General features: G+C 49.7%; 17 protein-coding genes. All 17 read right to left on the bottom strand.

Going from position 1 to position 18,543, the window contains the following annotated elements; genetic code table 11:
- Nucleotides 1-268: 268 nt before the first annotated feature.
- Nucleotides 269-811 (bottom strand): hypothetical protein, encoded by a 543-nt coding sequence (locus tag L976_RS17430; protein WP_156143200.1) that lies wholly within the window; start codon nucleotides 809-811, stop codon nucleotides 269-271.
- A 1,162-nt stretch (nucleotides 812-1,973) separates the two neighbouring features.
- A complete protein-coding gene (locus L976_RS17420) occupies nucleotides 1,974-2,273 on the bottom strand; it encodes a type II toxin-antitoxin system RelE/ParE family toxin (RefSeq protein WP_047538753.1) in 300 nt (99 codons plus the stop codon).
- Between the two features lie 8 nt (nucleotides 2,274-2,281).
- Nucleotides 2,282-2,524 (bottom strand): type II toxin-antitoxin system Phd/YefM family antitoxin, encoded by a 243-nt coding sequence (locus tag L976_RS17415; protein ID WP_011621139.1) that lies wholly within the window; start codon nucleotides 2,522-2,524, stop codon nucleotides 2,282-2,284.
- 192 nt (nucleotides 2,525-2,716) lie between these two features.
- Entirely contained in the window at nucleotides 2,717-3,460 is a 744-nt protein-coding gene (locus L976_RS17410; RefSeq protein WP_037423265.1) for a hypothetical protein, read from the bottom strand.
- A gap of 10 nt (nucleotides 3,461-3,470) precedes the next feature.
- Nucleotides 3,471-4,733: a beta-ketoacyl-ACP synthase gene (locus L976_RS17405; RefSeq protein WP_047538750.1), complete on the bottom strand. Its 1,263-nt coding sequence runs from the start codon at nucleotides 4,731-4,733 to the stop codon at nucleotides 3,471-3,473.
- On the bottom strand, nucleotides 4,734-5,459 hold the full coding sequence (locus tag L976_RS17400) for a 3-ketoacyl-ACP reductase FabG2 (protein WP_037424987.1): 726 nt from the start codon (nucleotides 5,457-5,459) through the stop codon (nucleotides 4,734-4,736).
- A 100-nt stretch (nucleotides 5,460-5,559) separates the two neighbouring features.
- Nucleotides 5,560-6,102, bottom strand: a complete 543-nt coding sequence (locus L976_RS17395; protein ID WP_052184018.1) for a hotdog family protein — start codon at nucleotides 6,100-6,102, stop codon at nucleotides 5,560-5,562.
- Nucleotides 6,103-6,107: 5 nt separating this feature from the next.
- On the bottom strand, nucleotides 6,108-7,325 hold the full coding sequence (locus L976_RS17390) for a beta-ketoacyl-[acyl-carrier-protein] synthase family protein (RefSeq protein WP_047538747.1): 1,218 nt from the start codon (nucleotides 7,323-7,325) through the stop codon (nucleotides 6,108-6,110).
- A 102-nt stretch (nucleotides 7,326-7,427) separates the two neighbouring features.
- Nucleotides 7,428-8,186, bottom strand: a complete 759-nt coding sequence (locus tag L976_RS17385; protein WP_047538743.1) for a DUF3261 domain-containing protein — start codon at nucleotides 8,184-8,186, stop codon at nucleotides 7,428-7,430.
- Nucleotides 8,187-8,190: 4 nt separating this feature from the next.
- A complete protein-coding gene (locus L976_RS17380; RefSeq protein ID WP_047538740.1) occupies nucleotides 8,191-9,501 on the bottom strand; it encodes an NAD(P)/FAD-dependent oxidoreductase in 1,311 nt (436 codons plus the stop codon).
- Nucleotides 9,502-12,021: an MMPL family transporter gene (locus L976_RS17375; protein WP_047538737.1), complete on the bottom strand. Its 2,520-nt coding sequence runs from the start codon at nucleotides 12,019-12,021 to the stop codon at nucleotides 9,502-9,504.
- Nucleotides 12,021-12,842 carry an outer membrane lipoprotein carrier protein LolA gene (locus L976_RS17370; protein ID WP_047538734.1) on the bottom strand — a complete coding sequence of 274 codons (822 nt, stop codon included), beginning with the start codon at nucleotides 12,840-12,842 and terminating at the stop codon, nucleotides 12,021-12,023. Before L976_RS17370 ends, L976_RS17375 begins: the two co-directional genes overlap by 1 nt.
- On the bottom strand, nucleotides 12,839-13,273 hold the full coding sequence (locus L976_RS17365) for an acyl-CoA thioesterase (RefSeq protein ID WP_047538731.1): 435 nt from the start codon (nucleotides 13,271-13,273) through the stop codon (nucleotides 12,839-12,841). Before L976_RS17365 ends, L976_RS17370 begins: the two co-directional genes overlap by 4 nt.
- Nucleotides 13,270-14,835: an HAL/PAL/TAL family ammonia-lyase gene (locus L976_RS17360; RefSeq protein WP_047538728.1), complete on the bottom strand. Its 1,566-nt coding sequence runs from the start codon at nucleotides 14,833-14,835 to the stop codon at nucleotides 13,270-13,272. The genes L976_RS17365 and L976_RS17360 overlap by 4 nt, the downstream gene beginning before the upstream one ends.
- Nucleotides 14,832-16,640 carry a glycosyltransferase family 2 protein gene (locus L976_RS17355; protein ID WP_047538725.1) on the bottom strand — a complete coding sequence of 603 codons (1,809 nt, stop codon included), beginning with the start codon at nucleotides 16,638-16,640 and terminating at the stop codon, nucleotides 14,832-14,834. Before L976_RS17355 ends, L976_RS17360 begins: the two co-directional genes overlap by 4 nt.
- Nucleotides 16,641-16,660: 20 nt before the next feature.
- Complete coding sequence (locus tag L976_RS17350) at nucleotides 16,661-17,035, bottom strand: ApeI family dehydratase (protein WP_047538723.1); 375 nt, start codon at nucleotides 17,033-17,035, stop codon at nucleotides 16,661-16,663.
- A complete protein-coding gene (locus L976_RS17345) occupies nucleotides 17,028-18,392 on the bottom strand; it encodes an AMP-binding protein (RefSeq protein WP_047540663.1) in 1,365 nt (454 codons plus the stop codon). Before L976_RS17345 ends, L976_RS17350 begins: the two co-directional genes overlap by 8 nt.
- Nucleotides 18,393-18,543 lie beyond the last annotated feature (151 nt).

Genomic DNA, 18,543 nt, shown 5'->3' with positions numbered 1-18,543 from the left:
TAAATCAATAACTGCACAGAAATAGTTGCACCATTGGCAAAATAGGACGGGCAGAATTGAATGGTGATTGGCGAGGCGACCGCCCCTGTATCCTCGGGAACTGAAAAAGTTATGCCTGTCCGATCTTATTCCTTGGTTCCTAACGCCCAATTAAGGGGTGAGCCACGCGACCACGACACCTAAATTGAACGCCGTAAACACTAAACTTGACCCAAACCAAAAATGCCAAGCGTGGGGAATCCCTCTTAAATTGTTTGTTAGCATTCAGTTAGTCTAAAAAGCTAAAGGTATCAGAAAGATGCACTTTCAAAGCCAAGTCTGGTGTGCAATTTTCTCGGAAATAGTCAAATTCTGAGCCAACTCCTTGCATTGTTAGCCTATAGTCGTCTGATTGCATTCCAGTATTATACTTATTAAGGAAAACTTGGATATAAAGACATGCTAATCGACATGAGCTCAACAAAACTTCATATAGTGCTTGGTGAGCAAGATAGTCAGATGTCCACTCTGGATTTTCGGATATTGGAAATACGCCATGCGCCACGTAGTTTCGAATATTTCTGATAAGGTGAAGAGCATAACTATTATCTTCTAACTTAACATTTTTCATACCGCCTAGAGGTTTATCTTTGATGTAATCACAGCAGTTAAATGCTTCAATAAAATTCTCTACTTTATGCTTAAAGTAAAGTGGGAAATCATCTTCTTCATATATATCAACCAACGCTGTTGCTTGCATAGATGGCTTACGCAACTTTTTATTTTTTACCTTATCGCTAGATAAATAATGAGGTGAAATAAAGCGATACATTTCTTCAAGAGCATTTGAGACGAAGATAAACTTTGTTAAAGCCGTCGAATATGCTGAATAATGTTTAGTATCAGAATCACATGCATCAGCAACTGTTTCACAAAAAAACTCTGCACCATCGGTGAATTTCCAAGTATCGATAACTACAATTATCCAATTGAGCAGCTAGCTTTAACCACTCCCCAATAGTTACAGTACTAACCAAAGCATCTTCTTCTTCATCTTTAAAATCGGCTACATTGTCTAACACTGTGCAAAAGCTCGCCAACTCAAATAAATGAGCATCAATTTTACGGAACTTAGAGCATTTGGGACATTTTCCCATCGTTACTGACCTCCTGTAATTGAATGCTAACAGTGTATTACCCGCACTTCTAATGAAACCCAAACCATAATGGACTCGAAGTTTGAGAAATAAGATTAAATAATTCAAATGTGCCAGTAAGTTAGCATCCATTACGGTGAGTTTCCAATCTTTTTTCATGCAGAAAAAGCGAGACTTTATATACCAAGAAGTATTTTGGCGCGGTATGTAAATCAGAAAACATGAAAAGACTAATATTTTTAGTTGCTTAATGTTTTTTTGAAATTAAAAAACGATACTCCTTTGGCTCGTTTTCCCCGAGGGTTGTCACTTTTCTATTATACCTGTACTTATACAGTCATAAGCGGAACGTAAATTGCGTTTTTAAACAACTGAGAAAATCTAAAGCGGTAAAATGATAAGAAATTCTAATGTAATTTAATTGGCCACCGACAGTTAATTCTTTTGGTGCGAAGATATAACCACTTAAATTTCATAGTGTTACTTTGGTTTAGGCCGTATAAGCCAACAGATTACGCTGATGCTCGAAAGGCAAACCATGGTGATTGACGAGATGACTGTCCGCCCCATGGACGGGGCGGCCCTGCATCCAGGGATGGACTTGAACAACATCCGTGTTTAACGGCCAGTTCGCCGTGCATGGCTCTCGTTCATAAGCTTAGAAACCCTAGGTTTCTATTCACCGTGTCGTCGAGTCAGTATCATGGTTGGCTTCACTCCGTGGCGCGTTGTCGAGTCAGTACCATGGTTGGCCTCTCTCCGTGGAGTGTCGTTGAGTCAGTATCATGGTTGGTCTCACTCCCACGGAAAATACATCAGTTCTATAAAAAGAGTGAGCTATTTCAGATGATTTTGGGGTAGTTGTGGTTGACCTAACAGGGCAACGATGAGGATGAAGTCGTCTTCTTTGGTGAAGTAGGCGGTGTGTTTACCGATAGGAAAGTAGAAACCGTTGGGGTAAATATTGCTGCAGCTTCTGCCTAATCCGGGGTGATTGGCTAACATTTGCAAACCGGAGATAAGGCTTTCTTTATATTTGTGCCACTGCGACTCAGAAAAGTGTTGAATGGTGTGGTCTTTAATCTTTAGTAAGTGAGTTTGGGCTAACTTACTCAGTTTATAGCGTTTATTATTCATGTGAGTGGCTACAGGGCGTTAAGAAAATCTTCACCATCAACCACATTGCCCTTCGCTAAATCTTCTTTGGCTGCGTTGAAACAGTGCTTCAGATAGTCGGCTTTCATCGCCTCAAGCTGTTCGTAATCGTGGATAGACATGACCACAACCGCATCTTTACTGTTTTTGCTGATCTTGATGGGTTCGCGTTGAGCGTTTAGTAGCAACTCACCAAAATTTCGTTTGGCGTCATTGGCGGTTAAGGTTTGCATGAGTTAAGCCCCGTTTTGGAAAGACAGTGGCAGTATAGTTTATTGAGCGAAATGGTCAAAATGATTAAATCGTGCGATTTGTGCTAAAGATGGATTATCTTGATTGGTTTGATGATGGTTTGCCTACAAAAGAGAGCCAAAAGCCGAGATGATTCTCGGCTTTTTGTTAACGCTTTTACGAATCCAAAGGGATTAGTAGTACTTCTTCAAATAGCTCTCGGCGTAGCTTTTCAGCTTTTTGTTTGGGTTGTTGTTGGCAATATTTTCAATCACTTCGCGGTATTGGGTATTACCCGATGCGGCAAGTGCTTTCGCCATATTGGCGTAGGTGTCGATGGCTAACTTGTCGTTACTCATCAAACGTGGATTTTTAAGCTCAACGCTCAGGCGTTCTAGCAAAAAGTCATCGTAGTTTTGATCATCCATCATGCGTTTGGCTGCGAGGCGCATCAGCTCTAAATCATTGCTTTTAAAGGCGTTGGCATAGGCATTGTTTTTAGTACTTTGCTCGGCCACATATTGGCTTTTATCGCCTAAAATAGCATTCCATTTTTTATACTGGTCAAGATTTTCAAGCGCTTGGGTGGCGTATTTTTTCAGCTTCTTATGGTAGTCGCCATTGATTATATTGTTGATGGTGCCGCTGTATTTATCGTTCCCTGAGTAAGCTAAACCTTTGACTAACCAGGCGCTATAGTCGATAGCATTTTTCTCGGTGGCTTGTGGCAGTGATGCGATAAGTTTGGCTTCTAACACATCGTAAATGGCGGGATCGGATAATCCGGCAAGCGTCAGGGCTTCGATGGCTTGTTTTTGCTTAAATTGGTTGTCGCCTTTAAAAATTTCTTGATAGGTTTCAACCGTATAATCCTGCGCCCACACCGGCGAGGCCAGTAAACTGATACCGAGTAAAATGCTTGCAACTAATGGTTTCATTGATATGTCCTTATGTCGTTTTCCAGCGTTTAAAAATCAGTGAGGTGTTGATACCACCAAAGGCGAAGTTATTACTCATCACATAGTCGGTGTCGAGTGCACGTGGTTCGCCACGAATGTAATCGAGCGTGGCACATTCTGGGTCGATATTGTCGAGATTGAGCGTGGGGGCAAACCAACCCGCATTCATCATTTCGATACTCACCCAAGCCTCTAGCGCACCGCAGGCGCCTAAGGTATGGCCGGTGTAGCTTTTAAGGGATGAAATCGGCATATCCGCACCGAATACCGCGTGGGTCGCATGGCTTTCGGCAATATCACCGCGGTCGGTGGCGGTACCGTGGGCATTCACATAACCAATGGCGTCGGGCGTGAGCGCCGCATCCTTAAGGGCTAAACGAATGGCGATTTCCATGGTCTCGCTATTGGGCTGAGTCACATGCTGACCATCGGAGTTAGTGCCAAAGCCGACGATCTCGGCGTAAATTTTCGCGCCGCGCGCTTTGGCGTGTTCTAACTCTTCAAGCACTAGCGTACAAGCGCCTTCGCCAATCACTAAACCATCGCGCTGGGCATCAAAAGGGCGTGGCGATAATTCTGGCGTCGTGTTTTTGGTACTGGTGGCAAACAACGTATCAAAGACTACGGCCTCGGTAGGGCAGAGTTCTTCGCCGCCACCCGCGAGCATTAAGGTTTGCTGACCATATTTAATCGCTTCATAGGCGTAACCTATGCCTTGGCTACCTGAGGTGCAGGCGCTGCTGGTGGTGTGAATGCGCCCTTTAAGGCCAAAGAAAACCCCCACGTTTACCGCTGTGGTGTGGGCCATCATGCGGATATAACTGGTAGCGGTAACGCCCGACATATCGCCAGTTTTCAGCATATCGCCAAAGGCGGTAATGGGATCGGTGCTGCCCGTGGAAGATCCATAGGCAATACCCATCTCTCCCGAAGTGACGATAGGGTCGTCCAAGAGTCCCGCATCGATAAGTGCAAGTTCACTGGCGCGAGTCGCCATAATCGAGACCCGTCCCATGGAGCGGATTTTTTTGCGCGAATAATGGCTTGGTACTTCAAAGTCGGTCACGGGGGCGGCAAGGCGAGTGTTTAGCCCGTCGTATTTATCCCATTCCGCCATCGTCACGACACAGTTTTTTTGTGCCTTAAGGCTGCTTGCGATACTCGGCCAGTCATGGCCTAAGGCGGTAATGCCACCGATACCAGTGACAACAACTCGTCTCCCCAAGCGGGTCGGGTTTGTCGGCTCAGTCATTTAGATCATGCCTCCATTCACCGAAATCACTTGGCGCGTGATATAGGCGGCATCGTCCGACATTAAAAAGGCTGCTAAGGCGGCAATTTCATTGGGTTTGCCCATGCGGCGCATCGGCACTAACTGCTCGACCATATCCTTAGGAATATCCGCCACCATATCGGTTTCGATTAAACCTGGGGCGATACAGTTTACGGTGATCTTACGTTTGGCCAGCTCTAAGGACAGCGCCTTAGTCGCGCCAATCAATCCGGCCTTAGAGGCGCTGTAATTGACCTGACCACGGTTACCCGCGATACCGGAAACGGAAGCCAAGGTGATAATTCGTCCGCCCTTGCGCGCTTGCACCATAGGCATAACGCAGGGATGAATCACATTATAAAAACCATCAAGGTTAGTGTGGATTACGCTATCCCATTCGGCTTCACTCATCGCCGGAAAAGCATTGTCACGGTTGATGCCCGCATTGAGTATCACGCCATAATAAGCGCCATTTGCCTCGATATCGGCCTCAAGGGCGGCTTTGACGGCAACGCGGTCGGCAACATCAAACTTTAAGAGGCTGACGTTAACACCAAGGGCGCGAAGCTCTGCGGCGCTAGCATCGGCTGCGGCCTGATTGCTGTGATAATGCAGCGCGATATCATAACCTGCCGCAGCCAGTTTAAGGGCGATGGCTTTGCCAATACCGCGGCTCGAACCTGTGACTAATACTCTGTTATTCATCTTTATTTCTCCACCCTTGATGCTTGATGAGTTGTTTACGCATCAAAGGGCTAAATCCTTTTGTGATAAGACTTGTTGCTGCCAAGCATGACTCTTGGCATTAAGCCTGCTGGCTTGAGGCGATATACGCTTGGGTGTCCTGGGGTTGGAACACATTCACATTGGCCTCGGCCACTAACAGTGGTGTTTGCTGCGCTCCCGCTTCGGGCAATAGATAAATCTGGCAATCAAATACCGCCAGTCCCGACTCTTCCTGATAGAGGCGTTTAACCTGAGTGCGGTAGCAGCGATTGAGTTCGTATTGCGCCGTGTGTAAGGCTAATTTACGCGATCCCAATAAAAATCCCACGCGGATTTTATCGTGACGCAGTTTAGCCTCAACGCCCGCTAAAGCGGCAATGCTCTGTGCCATATATTCGATACCCACATAATTGGGGACGGCTTGACGATGCTCGTCAAAATAAGCGCTCTGCGGAGTGATCAGCACTTCGGTTTCAAGCGCATCCGGCTGATGGCTAATAATCTTATCAATCAAGATCATTGGCGCACGATGCGGAATAAAATCGGCAATATTCTGCTCGGCTAAGTGTTGCAGCCAAATCGGCTCGGCGGCTGAAATTGCGGTATTGATAGAACTGGACATCAATCTTAAGCCCCTTTACGGCAAAAAATCAGGCTGGCATTGCTGCCGCCAAAGGCGAAGGAGTTGCTCATCACATAGTTAAGCTTGCCATGCTCGGCACATTGCATGGGCGCGACTAGCGCAATGCTGGGGTCCTGCGGATCTTGCTGCCCATCAAACCTATGGGGCGGCAGGGCAAAGCTGTGATTATGCGGTGACAGCAACAGGTAACAAAATGCGGCTTCAATCGCGCCCGCAGCGCCTAAGGTATGGCCGACCAGCGGTTTGGTTGAGCTTGCAGGGGGCGGCGTGTCGCCAAATACCGAGAGTACGGCGCGGCTTTCCATTGCATCATTTTTAGGCGTTGCTGTGCCATGTAAGTTTATATAATCAATATCTTGCGCAGATATTTGTGCATCATCAAGCGCGGCCTGCATGGCGGCAATCGCCCCTGCGCCTTCAGGATGCGGTGCTGACATATGGTGCGCATCGCTCGACTCGCCGATACCTGCGAGCAATACGCAGGCTTCATTTGCTGTGTTGTCTGTCGCTAAGGTTAGGGTAAATAGCGCGGCGCCTTCACCGATATTGATGCCATCGCGATTGGCGCTGAAGGGATTGCAATGTCCTTTGGAAACCGACTCTAAGGCGTGAAAACCGTTAACTGTGAGTTGGCACAGGCTGTCGATACCGCCGACAATCACCATATCGCACAGCTTGGCCTCAAGTAGGCGTTTGGCGCTGGCAAACACTTTAGCGCTAGAGGAGCAGGCGGTCGAAATGGTGTAGCAGGGACCTTGGAGCGCAAATAACTGGCGTAAAAAATCGCTGGTGCTGCCAAGTTCCTGCTGGAAGTAATGGTAATCGGCGGGGAAGTGGCCGTGTTGATTGCGATAGGCCAAGGCAGCTTCGCCCTTCGAAATCCCCGAGGTACTGGTACCTAAGACCACGCCGATGCGGTCGGCGCCATATGTCTGTTTCGCCTGTTCGACCGTGTCGGTAATTTGCTGCGCGGCAGCAAGGAGTAACTGATTATTGCGACAATCGAATTGCGCCAGTGCGGCAGGTATCGTCGGTAATGGCTCAGTGACGGGCGCAACCAGTGTCGACTCCCCAAATAATAGGGTGTCATTGGTTTGCATGGCACTGGTATCGCCTGCAATCAAGCGGGCTAACACCTGCTCGGGCGTTTGCCCTAACGGGGTACACAATCCAATCTGTGTAATGGCGACTCTGTTATTCATTGTTGCTTGCTATACCTATTACCGAATCTGGGTGGTAAATATCAGTGGCTAATATGCTTAGTTTTAAAGTTTTATCTTAGATTGCTGCCTATAACGTGACGCTTAAATGGGTTGTATCTCTAACTCAAACTTTGCCTGTGGCATGGTCAAATTAATGTGTGCCTGCCAAAGGGAATCATCGGTTTGGTGTTGATAACGAATTTGTATCACTTGGGTTTGGTTATCGTTGTAATTGATAAGCGTGTCTTGGCTATAAAACTGGCGGCAGGGGATGGCGTCACATAGCCCTGTCACTAAACTTCCACCTTCTAAATGACTACGAATACTCTGTTCTGGCCAATAGATAAGTTGCATCATCGCCATCAGATATTCGGCTTTAAACTCATTCCCGAGTAGCTGACTCTGCTCACTGCTGAGTGTATTCCCATCGTAAACCAAGGTAAACAACGCTTGCCCTAGCGGAGCGAGCCCAACCAGCGTCATGCGTTCCCCTTCAAGTTCAAGCTGGGTGAGCAGCTCATGGGTGTTATCGCCCACTTTTATGCTCACCTTCTGACTAAAGGACTGGGGCGAAGATACCCCAGTTTTGCTGTCGTTTTGCTGAGTCTGGCTTTGAGTCTGGCTTTGGGGCGCATTTGCCTGAGGCTTGGTAAGCGGTTTGTCCGTTGCGGGGCCAAAATGCTGTGGCAGTGGCGCTAAGCAATAACGCATATCTTTTGTGAATCCGACGCAGGTTTGCCGATAGAGCAGCTCACTGCAGCCCATCAAGCCGAGGCTTGAGAGCATTAGGGCAACTGTCACTATCGCTTTTGTGCGACCTTTGGCGTTAGGGCGACCTTTGGCGTTAAGGCTTAAGCGCATCGAATTACACCTCGGCTAATTCGCTAATGGCTGGTTCGGCGGTGATGAGTTCAGCATCCTGCCGACATAGCTCGACCACCATGTTTAGACGTCGCTCGGATTCTTTAACAAAGGGATTTTGCACATCCCAAGCATAGCCCGCCAAAATCGAGCAAATCATTTGCTTGATTTTAGGATTCGGATCTTCATAAAAAATCACATCTTGGAAGCGTCCATCGTACCAAGCCTGCACATAGGTGCGGAAGGTGTTCACCCCTTGCATTAACGGCGCTGAGTACTCGGTAGGCCAATCTACGGTATTACCATTAAGCTGTTTGGTCACGCATTTTGCTGCCATGGATGCCGACTGCATCGCGATAGTTACGCCCGATGAAAACACCGGGTCGAGGAACTCGCCGGCATTGCCCAGCAACGCAAACTTATCGGTGGCGAGGCGTGATACGTTGGCGGAATAGCCCTTGAGCGTAGCGCAGGGCTGGGCAACTTTGGCATTGGCAAGCAGTGCGTTAAGGCCGGGCTCTTCGTTGACTATAGTCATTAACTGCTGCTCTAAATCACCTTCTAGGCGCGCGAGCAATTGCGGTTCAGTCACCACACCAAGTGAGCAGCGGCCATTGCTGAAGGGAATCAACCAGTACCAAATATCCTGATGCTGCGGGTGCACGCTAATTAAAATCTTATTCCGGTCGAAGTTGGGATCGCTGATGTTATCTTCCACATGGGTGAAGATGGCGCTGCGGGTCGGCAGTGAGGACGGTGTTTCGAGGTCGAGCAGTCGTGGTAATACGCGGCCAAAACCGCTGGCATCGAGCACATATTTGGCCTCGACTTGATAAAGTTCGCCCTGCTCGTTACGCACAGTTAAACGTGGCGTGGCACTTAAATCTATTGCCTCAACGGTTTCACCGTAACGGATCTCCACCCCAAAACTTGCCGCAGTATCGGCGAGTAATTTATCGAAGTTTCCCCGTTGTACTTGAAAGGTTGTTCCCGGCCCTGGGGTAAATTTGTCGGTAAAGTCGAAGGTGGTATATACCCCGTTACGGCGGAAGGCTGCGCCATTTTTATATTGGAATCCCGCGGCATTCAGCGCCTCTAACATGCCCGCTTCTTCAATAAATTGCATACAGCAGGGAAGCAAACTCTCACCAATCGAAAAGCGCGGAAAGTGTTGTTTTTCGAGCACGATGACACGTTTGCCTTGCTTATGTAGCAGGCTAGCGGCAATCGAGCCGGAGGGGCCTGCGCCGATAATGGCGACATCGACGCAAAGGGAGTGAGACTGTGTGGAGCTTGCCGCGGTAGATGTGGACATTTAAATAACATTCCTTGTAGGTATCGAGACCTTGTTGGTGGTTAAAACCTGACGAGTGGTCAAAATCAATGGCGAAAGTACAAAGGTAAAGCCTATGCCGAGGGATAGGGTTAATCCAAAGTAATGAATAGCTTGGGTTTGGCTAAAGGCGAGTAAGCCAAAGGCCAATAGGGTCGAGCAGGCGGACATAAACACCGCCATCATCACCGCCCTGCCATGTTGCGCTGCGGCGGCAAAAAACAAGCTGTAATCTATCCCAATCCCGAAGACTAAAATCAGCGCCAGCGCATGGAATAAGCTTAAGGGGGAGCCGACTAAGCCTAAAATGGCTAAGGTATGTACCGCGGCGAGTGCTGGCACGGCGACAACCACAGTGGCCTTTTTGAGTCCAAAACTTAGGCTAAATAGCAAGAGCGCGATAACCAGTGCTAGCCCCAATAATTTAAGGGTGAGCAGGCGATAATGCCCCATCACGGTGGAGATATCCGCGACTTTATCGATAAGTTGTACCTGTGGATCTTTGGCAAAGCGCGCTTTGAGAGCTGCAATATCTTCAATACCACCGAGCAACACTATGGCGCCATGGCTATCGCTTCCTCGCTGTGTATTATCTGCACTGGCCCTTGGCTCCGTTGAGTGTTCAAGTGGCGCTAACCCTAGTGGTGCAAGCCAAAGTGGTGCTAGCTGTTTACCAAAGCCCAGTTCGAAAAAATCCGCCGGGGTGATATAGCTATCCTTGGCGTCAAGATAGACGGCAGAAAGGCTTGGCGCTAGGCTGTCATCAAGGCCAATGTGGCTTAGTACTGTGGTTAATTGCGACTGGTAAATCTCGCCCTGTAATTGATACGCCGCATCTTGCTTTTGCTTGCTCGGTAGGTAACGGCTGAGGCTGACATAATTGCCCAGCTCCTGCTGTTTTATGGCGGCATCGAGCTGTGGGCTAAGGGTTTCGAGCCGTTGCAGTAAGGCTTCTTCATTTGGCGCGCGCACCAATAAAAACTGGTTATCGGTACCGCCACTGAGGAGTTTTCTGAGCTTATCTTCAGGCTCTGTTACGCTCGCAGGGCTTTGTTGTAAATGGCGAATATCATCATCCACCTTAAGTTGGCTGATACCCAGCAGACAAACGCCTACGAGCAGTAAGGTGAATAGACTCAATCCCCATGGCGACACCAGTTTGTTTGAGAATCCGGAGAGTTTCGTAAGATAAGCTTGTGCAAGATTCAGCGGACGCTCTCCCGAAGGTAACTTGCTGCCCGCTAAGAGTGGGTAAGCCAGCACTAACGTCAGGTAAGCACCGAGTAAGCCAGAGGCGCAGAAAATCGCCACCTGCTGCATGCCGGGAAACGGCGCGAGGCCAATGCCGACATAGGCCAAGGCGCTGGTGATAAAGGCGAGCGACACAGTGGGGAAAATATAGGCCACGGTCGCCTGCGCGCTACGCTGATGATCGCTTAACCGCTCGCAGTAAAAATGGAAACTGTAGTCGATAGCAATCCCAATCAGGCTGGTGCCAAAGACGAGGGTGAGCAAATGCAGCTCCCCGAACACGCTTAGGGTAAATGTCACCGCCAGCAGTAGGCCGCTGGATATTGTCACTATCGCCAGCAGCAGCGGCATGACGGAGCGAAACGCCAGCCAGACTAATAACACCACCCCAAGCAGAGAGGCGAGGCCGAGGATAGAGATTTCGCTCTTGGCAGCATTGGTGGCTTCTATGGCATGAAACAGCGCGCCTGCCTGTAACACTTGTATGCCGGCATATTGCTCAGTCACTGTGGTAAGTGCTTGTGTTAACGCTGCTTGCTGAATAAGTTGGGCATTGGGATTAAAGGCGCTGTCTTTGCCCTTTGCCATCACAATAGCGGCCACGCCTTCACTGTTATCAACACCTTGTTTGGTATCAACACTTTGTGGATGAGCAAGTAAAATCCCTTGCTTGGCGCTCAGTTTCGAGCTGGGTGCGAGGGCGAGCAAATTGGCGGGAAATAACAGCAAAGGATCTTGAGTGAGCAGTTGGCTATTAGCATAACTAAAGGCGTTGTAGAGCTGTTGTGTGGCCGAGGCAACTAAGCTATCGAGGCCATTATGGGTTAACGCATCGGCTTGCTCTGGGGTTAATAGCTTAAATCTATGGGGAAAATAATATTGGCCTAGGGCTTCACCCATTTGTATGTCGGCACTGCGAATATCGGTAAAGGCGGTATTTTGAGTCTTAAGCTGCTCCATCAGGAGCGTTGCCGCCGCAATGGCTTGCGTTTCATCCTTGGCAATCAGGGCAAGATACACTTGATCGGCAAGTGTTGACTCCACTTGCTCGAGGGCGCGGGCTGTGAGCGCATCCTGCTGCAGATGGGGCAACATGGCGAGAATATCGCTTTGAACCTTTGCCCCATTTTGCCACAGTTGCAGCGTCCATAGGCTCGCCGCCAGCATCAGACACAGCCAAATCGCAAGGCGTAATTTGCTTGAGGTGTGCATCAGCCTGTGACCTATGCGCGTGGCAATCTTGGTCGCCATTATTTTGCCTTGCTCTCTTGAGGATCAGTCTCCTGTGGAGAAACTTTTTGAGTTAGCGCGATGGAGAACTGGGCTAATTCGGCGTCGCTCAGTTTACCTTGGCGCAGCTCGCGAAAATCGATACGGGTGATATCCTGCGGACTCACGCTGGGTGCGGCGCTGAGCAGCACTAATGCATGAAGAGTATCGCTGCCTTCGAGCACCATGTTAGCGATGGCTTTTTTCATCAGCGGATCTTTCGGGGTTAATCCGAGCTGCCAATTTTCCTTAGCTAATTCGTTCGTTAACGTTTTTTGAGCTAAGAAGTGCAGTTCAAAATGATTGCTTAAACCCGAAATATCACCGCCCAGCATGGCACTCACCAGACTGGGTAATAAATCCCCCATGGCTGCGGCACTTGCCGATGCATCGGCGCTGCTGACTTGCACTCGTCCTTGGCTATCTCGCTGAATAAGTTGCTTATCTTTTAAAATAAGCAAGGACTCAAAGGGCGTAAGCTGCTGCCAAATCAGCCCTTGGTCCTTGTCGAATACAAACTGACCTTGGCTAATGAGGGGCTTTTTTAACACTTTAAGTTGGCGGGATTGCACAAAGTGGCCGCGTACTGTCTCGCCAAGGTTAAGCTTTTGGCTGAGGGCGAGTAATGCGGCGTTATCGGCTCCTTGGTTAAACAGGGGCTGATATTGGCTCGCTTCTGTAAGGTTAGGAGTAGCAAGGTCTTGCGCCTGCACAGAGCCAAGCAGCATGCAGCTTAAAAGTGCGCCTTGGCAGAACCATTGCACCCACTTAGCTCGCGACCAGGTTTTGAGGATGGCATTCATTCGTTATCAACCTTTGCCAGTAGCGGGGCGATTTTGCTGCGAAATATCTCTGGCGTCACAAAGCACATTTCTTGGCTCGTCATATCCACCGCCGCCTGAATGGTATAGCCCTTGGTAATACGCTCACCCGTTGCGGTATCACGGATTTGATAATTGATTTTTAGGCGATTTTCCCACTCAACTAACTCGGCACGCACGGTAATATGTTGCTCAAAGGTGCTGGGCTTAACGTATTTGATCTGCACATCAATAATCGGCCAAGCGTAGTTCGAGGCCTGCATTTGGCGATAGTTGTAGCCTAATTCGTCGAGCAATTTGCAACGGGCAATTTCGAAATAACGCAGGTAATTACCATGCCAAGTGATCCCCATCGAATCCACATCGTGGAAGGGGATCTGCATGTCCATTTCTATGCAGAGCAAGGCTTTCATCGGCACACTTCCCATTCGCCCGCTTGGATTTTCGCAACGGTTTGGCGCAATACGGCTTCGAGTGGTCGGTCTTCTATTAATGGCTCAAAGTCAGCACGCACTTGGGCGAGCGTGGTCGCCAGCGATGGCGTCAGTGAGGCTTCGTCTAACTCGTTTTGGTTGATACGCAGACCAATGCCTTGGGTCATGGCGAGCAGGGCTGCGGCGGCGACTTGTTCTGTCAGCTGTAATACACGCATACAGTCACGGGCGGCGATAGTGCCCATGCTGACTTTATCTTGGTTATGGCATTCGGTTGAGCGTGAGAAAACGCTCGCGGGCATAGTGTGTTTCAGTGCTTCCGCCGTCCAAGCTGAAACGCTGATTTGCACCGCCTTAAAGCCATGGTTGATGGCGCGACGTGCACCAGTCGAACCCGAAAGGTTAGCGGGTAAACCGTTGTTAAATTTAGGGTCCATCACTAATGCCATTTGGCGATCAATCAGATCAGCGATATTGGCCACAGTATTTTTTAAGGAGTCCATCGCAAAGGCGATATGCCCGCCGTAAAAATGGCCGCCATGGAGAATATGCTCGCCTTCAGCATCGACAATCGGGTTGTCGTTGGCGCTGTTAACTTCGGTCTCGATAAATTGGCGCATAAAGGGCAGCGCATCCTGCAACACGCCAATAATGTGCGGCGCGCAGCGGATGGAATATCTATCCTGCAATCTGTCGGAATTGCGCGGGTGAACATGGTGGTTCAAATCTTCCCGTATCCAAGTGGCGATTTGGTTTTGCCCTGGATGGGGTTTGGCAGCAAACAAAATATCGTCGAAATGGTTCGAGTTGCCTTTGAGGGTTAACGACGCCATGGCGGTAATGCGGCTGGCTAAACGCGCTAAATATTGTGCGCGATCAAAGGCTAAACAGGCTAATGCTGTCATCACTGCCGTGCCATTCATCAGGGCTAAGCCTTCTTTGGGGCGCAGCACATGGGGCGTGATATTCAGCTCGCGGTAAACCTCTTGGGTGGCTCGGCGCTCGCCGTTATAAATCACTTCTCGCTCGCCAACTAGCACGGCGGCGAGATAAGACAGTGGCGTTAAATCGCCACTGGCACCGACTGAACCTTCCTCTGGGATCACTGGCACGATATTGAGATTAAGCAAAGTTTCGATGCGATTTAATAGCTCATATGTCACGCCGGATTTGCCAATGGCGAGGGAGTTTAAACGGCATGCCATCACGGCGCGCGCCTGCATTACGCTTAAGACTTCGCCAAGGCCACAACCATGAAAACGGGATAAGTGCAGCGGCAACTCGTGGACTAAGTCGAGACTCACATTCACTGTGCAAGAGTCGCCATAGCCGGTGGTGACGCCATAGACCACGCCTTCTTCGTGCAGCAAACTATCGATAAAGCGGGCGCCTTTTTGGATATACGCTTGGTAATCGGAATCATCACAGAGTTTGACCTTGGCGCCCTTAGCCACGGCGACCACCTGCTCTAATGTGAGTAACTGAAGGCCAAATTCGATTGGCGACTCAACGGTTGTCGTGTGAGTAACTGCGTGGATCATAAATGCTCTGTCCTGTCTGTAGTGCGCTCCTGCTCTGGGAGTGCTGCTGTCGTTTTGTGGGCGGATGTCGCGCGGTTGACGTGGTTATCATCCCGCCAAAAATCAAAAAAGTTAAACCATTGCAAGGGCTCACGCCTTGCATAGTGTTCGAGGCGTTCGCTGTAGCGAGAAACGGCCTGTTGGAGTCGTTCCATTCTGCCCGCTCGTGGGCCTTTAAGTGTCTCGGCGAAGCGTTCTAAATGCACTCGATAACGCCCTTGCTCGCGCAGGCAAAACATCAGATAAACCGGGCAATCTAAGAGTCCGGCCAGAATAAATGGCCCCTGCGGGAAGGCGGCTTCTTGGCCCATAAATGGCGCGTACACGACTCGCCCTTGGGCGTGGGATGAGGTTCTATCTCCTGCAATCACCACTAACTCGCCGTCTTCAATTTTTTGTTGTAATAGCATCGATGTGGCGGGATTTAGCTCGGTCACTTGGATCAAATTCAGCGTGCTATCGGGATTTAACTGTTTGAGTACGTTATTAAAGTTTTCGGCATGGCTGGTTAACACCATGACATTCACTTTGACCTTACGCTGGTGGATTGAAATCGCGCGGCACAGCTCGAGATTGCCTAAGTGGGACACCAGCAGCACGGCACCTTGGCCGCTTTCTAGCTGATCGGCCAGCACTTGGCGGTCGGGAAAATCCACTTGGCTTAATTGAATGCGATCGCACCAAGCATCGATTCTATCGAGCGCCGCATTACCAAAGGCGATAAAGTGGCTTAAGCTGTCGCGCCAGCCAACGGGCTGATTTAACTGAGGATGCCGTGGCTCGAGGTGCTGTACGCGGCGCAGGAAATCTAATGAGGCTTCGCGGCTGACTTTGCCAGTCAGGAAGAAGTAGCAAATCACGGGATACATAATGGCGCGGCACAGCCAATGGCCACCAAAACGGTAGCTTTCGACTAACAGTTTGATGCCCCAATAACTGCCGCGCTCCTTCATGGCTGACCAATGGGTCGCAGTATGAGCAGATGACGTCAATTTCGCCGCTTGTTTACGGCGCAGCAACTGCGGCAGACGTTTTAACATGCCGAAAAATAGCCGCGTGTGCAGTTTAGTGATACGCACATTGTCGGCCACACCTTGAAAGTGGCTGACGCCATTTTCGGGATAAATGACCTTGGTGGGGTGAAACAGAATTTCTACCCCTTGCCAGTAGAGTTTTACTAGGATTTCGATATCGAAATCCATCCGCTCTGTTAGTGCTTGTTGGCTGAAGAGACGCTCGGTGGCGGCTAAGGGATACACCCTAAATCCGCACATAGAATCTTGAATATCAAAGCTTAAGGTTTCGACCCATACCCAAAAGTGGGTGAGATAACGGCCGTAGAGTCGCCCCTTTGGGACGGACTCATCGTACTCGGGCTTACCCGAGATCAGCGCTTCCGGCTTGGCCTGCGCCTTGGTGAGCATCGCGGGGATATCGCTTAAATTATGCTGACCATCGGCATCGACCTGTAGCGCATGGGTAAAGCCATCGCGATAGGCGCGGCGAAGCCCTGTCATCACTGCCGCACCTTTACCTCGGTTGTAGGGGTGTTGCAGCAAGGTCACCCATTCGTGTTGCTCCGCCAAGGATTGCAGTAGATAGCGGGTCTCATCATTACTGCCATCGTCAATCAAATAGCAGGGCAGATTAAGAGTGGCTAGCTCGGCTAAGGTCTGGGCGATAGCGGCGCTGTGATTGTAATTGGGGATCACCAGTGCCAGCTTGATTGGGACTGGGCCCATTAAATCACTTGGCGGGGCTAACATTATGTTGTTCATTCCGTCGCTCACTGCGCCGCTCCATCGCCTTGCTTGCTGGCAAAGCTGATACGGCCTGAGGCATAGCGGTGGTCGCCATCGCTGTAGGCAAAGGTGAGTTTTTCCTTGGCGGCATTGTGACTAATAACTAAGGTCACTTCTTGCCCTGGCAGAATAAGCTGTTGAAACTTTAGTACTTCTAAATTAGCGACCGCAGCGTTGTAACCAAAATGCTCGCAACCTAAGCGCACGGCCCAATCGATTTGGGTCACGCCGGGGAGTACGGCTTGCTCAGGGAAGTGGCCGTTAAAATATTCGAGATCGGCGGCGACCAGCAGGCGCAATTCGATGCTATCAGGGCCGATCTGCGACGTGAGTATCGGCGGTAAACTCGACTTAATCATGGTCAAATAACTCAACTAGCTGGGCGGCGACACGCTTACCCTGAGTGTTTAACGGTAGGGTGTCGGGGTAACGCCAGCGGCGCGGCAAGGTGACTCGTTCAAATTGGGTCAGCAGATGCGCTTTTAAGGCATTGTTGATACTGAGTTTTCCCTGCTCTTGATGCACGCTAAGGCCCAATGGTGACAGGGTAATGACGGCTCCTAACTGGGATTTAAACTGGGGCAATACCACCAATGCCGCCTGCTCGACATAGGCGTGGCTACAGAGCAAGGTCTCCATTTGCGCCAGCGACAGGCGTTTTTCTTCAATCTTAACGATGCGATCGAGCCTGCCTTTGAGTCTAAATTGGCCATTTGCCGTCGGCTCGATTTTATCTTCGCAACGTAACCATTGATCGTCGGCCAAATAGGGTGACTTTAGCAGCAGGGCGCCATCGTCAGCGTCTTGGTCTATGGTAATTTGTTCAAACACTTGCCAAGGTTCATCGGCCTCATGTTGGCGGCGATAGGCGATACCGCCGGTTTCGGTGCTACCAAAAATCTCTATGGGTAAATGGCCGTAACATTGGGCGACACCTTGGGCGGCGGTGAAACTTAAGGGGCCGCCGGAGCTGAAGACTAAGCTGGGAGAACGTAATTGGCGTTCGTGCTCCAGTGCCTTCGGCAAACGGGATAATTGTGCCGGGCTACTGATCAAACACAGATTAGGTAACAGCGCAGTGTAGTAGCTTAAGGTCTCTGGATATTCAATTTGCTCGCTTAAAAAGGGTCTACTGGCGGCTAAGGGCCAGAGGATTTTAAACAGCAAGCCATAGATATGCTGATGGGAAACGGTTGAGACCACACTGCAATGGGGCAAATGTTCGGCGAAGGTATGCTCGAGCACAGTCACTTCGGCATCGAGCTGCCTTAAGCTCTTGCGAATGGCCTTAGGCTCGCCACTGCTGCCCGAGGTAAACAGCACCAGTTCACCAAAGCTGTCGCTCTTGGGCCAAGATTTTGTGGGCAGACTCAGCTCTTTATTCAATAGGATAAAGGCGTGACTCTCGCACAATGGTTTGTCGGACAATATGCCTTCAAATTGGTGTGTTAATTCGCTCAGGGTGCCGGTTTGGGTGTTAGGGGGCAAAATAATTTCTTTGCCTGCCAAGAGTGCGGCACATAGGCCAACGGCAAACAGATCGCTGGTATCACTCGCCAGTAGCCATTTTCGCTCAGGCGCTTGGCGCAGCTGCTCATAAAAATGGGTCACCTGATTGGTAAACAAGGTACCTGTGACTATGTCATGGTGGTTAAAGCTGATCAGTTGTTGGGCGAATGGCCCCTGGATTAACCAGTTTTTGAGTAGCTGTGTCATGTTTTCTTCAACCAAAAGCTGCGATATAACCATTCCCCACCGAGGAGCAGTCCCATGAGTACGTATGCAATCAAACCGTTGTACAAGGTCCAAGTTGCTAGGCTGGTAAATGCGGCGGTATAGGCCGCCATTGAGCCATTAAGGATAAATA

Source organism: Shewanella sp. ZOR0012 (genome assembly GCF_000798835.1).
Taxonomy (GTDB): domain Bacteria; phylum Pseudomonadota; class Gammaproteobacteria; order Enterobacterales; family Shewanellaceae; genus Shewanella; species Shewanella xiamenensis.
The sequence above is the reverse complement of the archived record's forward strand: the minus strand, read 5'-3'. Positions and strand labels throughout refer to the sequence as shown.

What these genes read in the sequence shown, in the direction of transcription:
- L976_RS17405 (WP_047538750.1), bottom strand. Translation starts at nt 4,733, where the DNA reads ATGACTGAGCCGACAAACCCGACCCGCTTGGGGAGACGAGTTGTTGTC.
- L976_RS17370 (WP_047538734.1), bottom strand. Translation starts at nt 12,842, where the DNA reads ATGAATGCCATCCTCAAAACCTGGTCGCGAGCTAAGTGGGTGCAATGG.
- L976_RS17430 (WP_156143200.1), bottom strand. Translation starts at nt 811, where the DNA reads ATGTATCGCTTTATTTCACCTCATTATTTATCTAGCGATAAGGTAAAA.
- L976_RS17400 (WP_037424987.1), bottom strand. Translation starts at nt 5,459, where the DNA reads ATGAATAACAGAGTATTAGTCACAGGTTCGAGCCGCGGTATTGGCAAA.
- L976_RS17385 (WP_047538743.1), bottom strand. Translation starts at nt 8,186, where the DNA reads ATGCGCTTAAGCCTTAACGCCAAAGGTCGCCCTAACGCCAAAGGTCGC.
- L976_RS17415 (WP_011621139.1), bottom strand. Translation starts at nt 2,524, where the DNA reads ATGCAAACCTTAACCGCCAATGACGCCAAACGAAATTTTGGTGAGTTG.
- L976_RS17350 (WP_047538723.1), bottom strand. Translation starts at nt 17,035, where the DNA reads ATGATTAAGTCGAGTTTACCGCCGATACTCACGTCGCAGATCGGCCCT.
- L976_RS17395 (WP_052184018.1), bottom strand. Translation starts at nt 6,102, where the DNA reads ATGTCCAGTTCTATCAATACCGCAATTTCAGCCGCCGAGCCGATTTGG.
- L976_RS17410 (WP_037423265.1), bottom strand. Translation starts at nt 3,460, where the DNA reads ATGAAACCATTAGTTGCAAGCATTTTACTCGGTATCAGTTTACTGGCC.
- L976_RS17380 (WP_047538740.1), bottom strand. Translation starts at nt 9,501, where the DNA reads ATGTCCACATCTACCGCGGCAAGCTCCACACAGTCTCACTCCCTTTGC.
- L976_RS17345 (WP_047540663.1), bottom strand. Translation starts at nt 18,392, where the DNA reads ATGACACAGCTACTCAAAAACTGGTTAATCCAGGGGCCATTCGCCCAA.
- L976_RS17355 (WP_047538725.1), bottom strand. Translation starts at nt 16,640, where the DNA reads ATGTTAGCCCCGCCAAGTGATTTAATGGGCCCAGTCCCAATCAAGCTG.
- L976_RS17375 (WP_047538737.1), bottom strand. Translation starts at nt 12,021, where the DNA reads ATGGCGACCAAGATTGCCACGCGCATAGGTCACAGGCTGATGCACACC.
- L976_RS17360 (WP_047538728.1), bottom strand. Translation starts at nt 14,835, where the DNA reads ATGATCCACGCAGTTACTCACACGACAACCGTTGAGTCGCCAATCGAA.
- L976_RS17390 (WP_047538747.1), bottom strand. Translation starts at nt 7,325, where the DNA reads ATGAATAACAGAGTCGCCATTACACAGATTGGATTGTGTACCCCGTTA.
- L976_RS17420 (WP_047538753.1), bottom strand. Translation starts at nt 2,273, where the DNA reads ATGAATAATAAACGCTATAAACTGAGTAAGTTAGCCCAAACTCACTTA.
- L976_RS17365 (WP_047538731.1), bottom strand. Translation starts at nt 13,273, where the DNA reads ATGAAAGCCTTGCTCTGCATAGAAATGGACATGCAGATCCCCTTCCAC.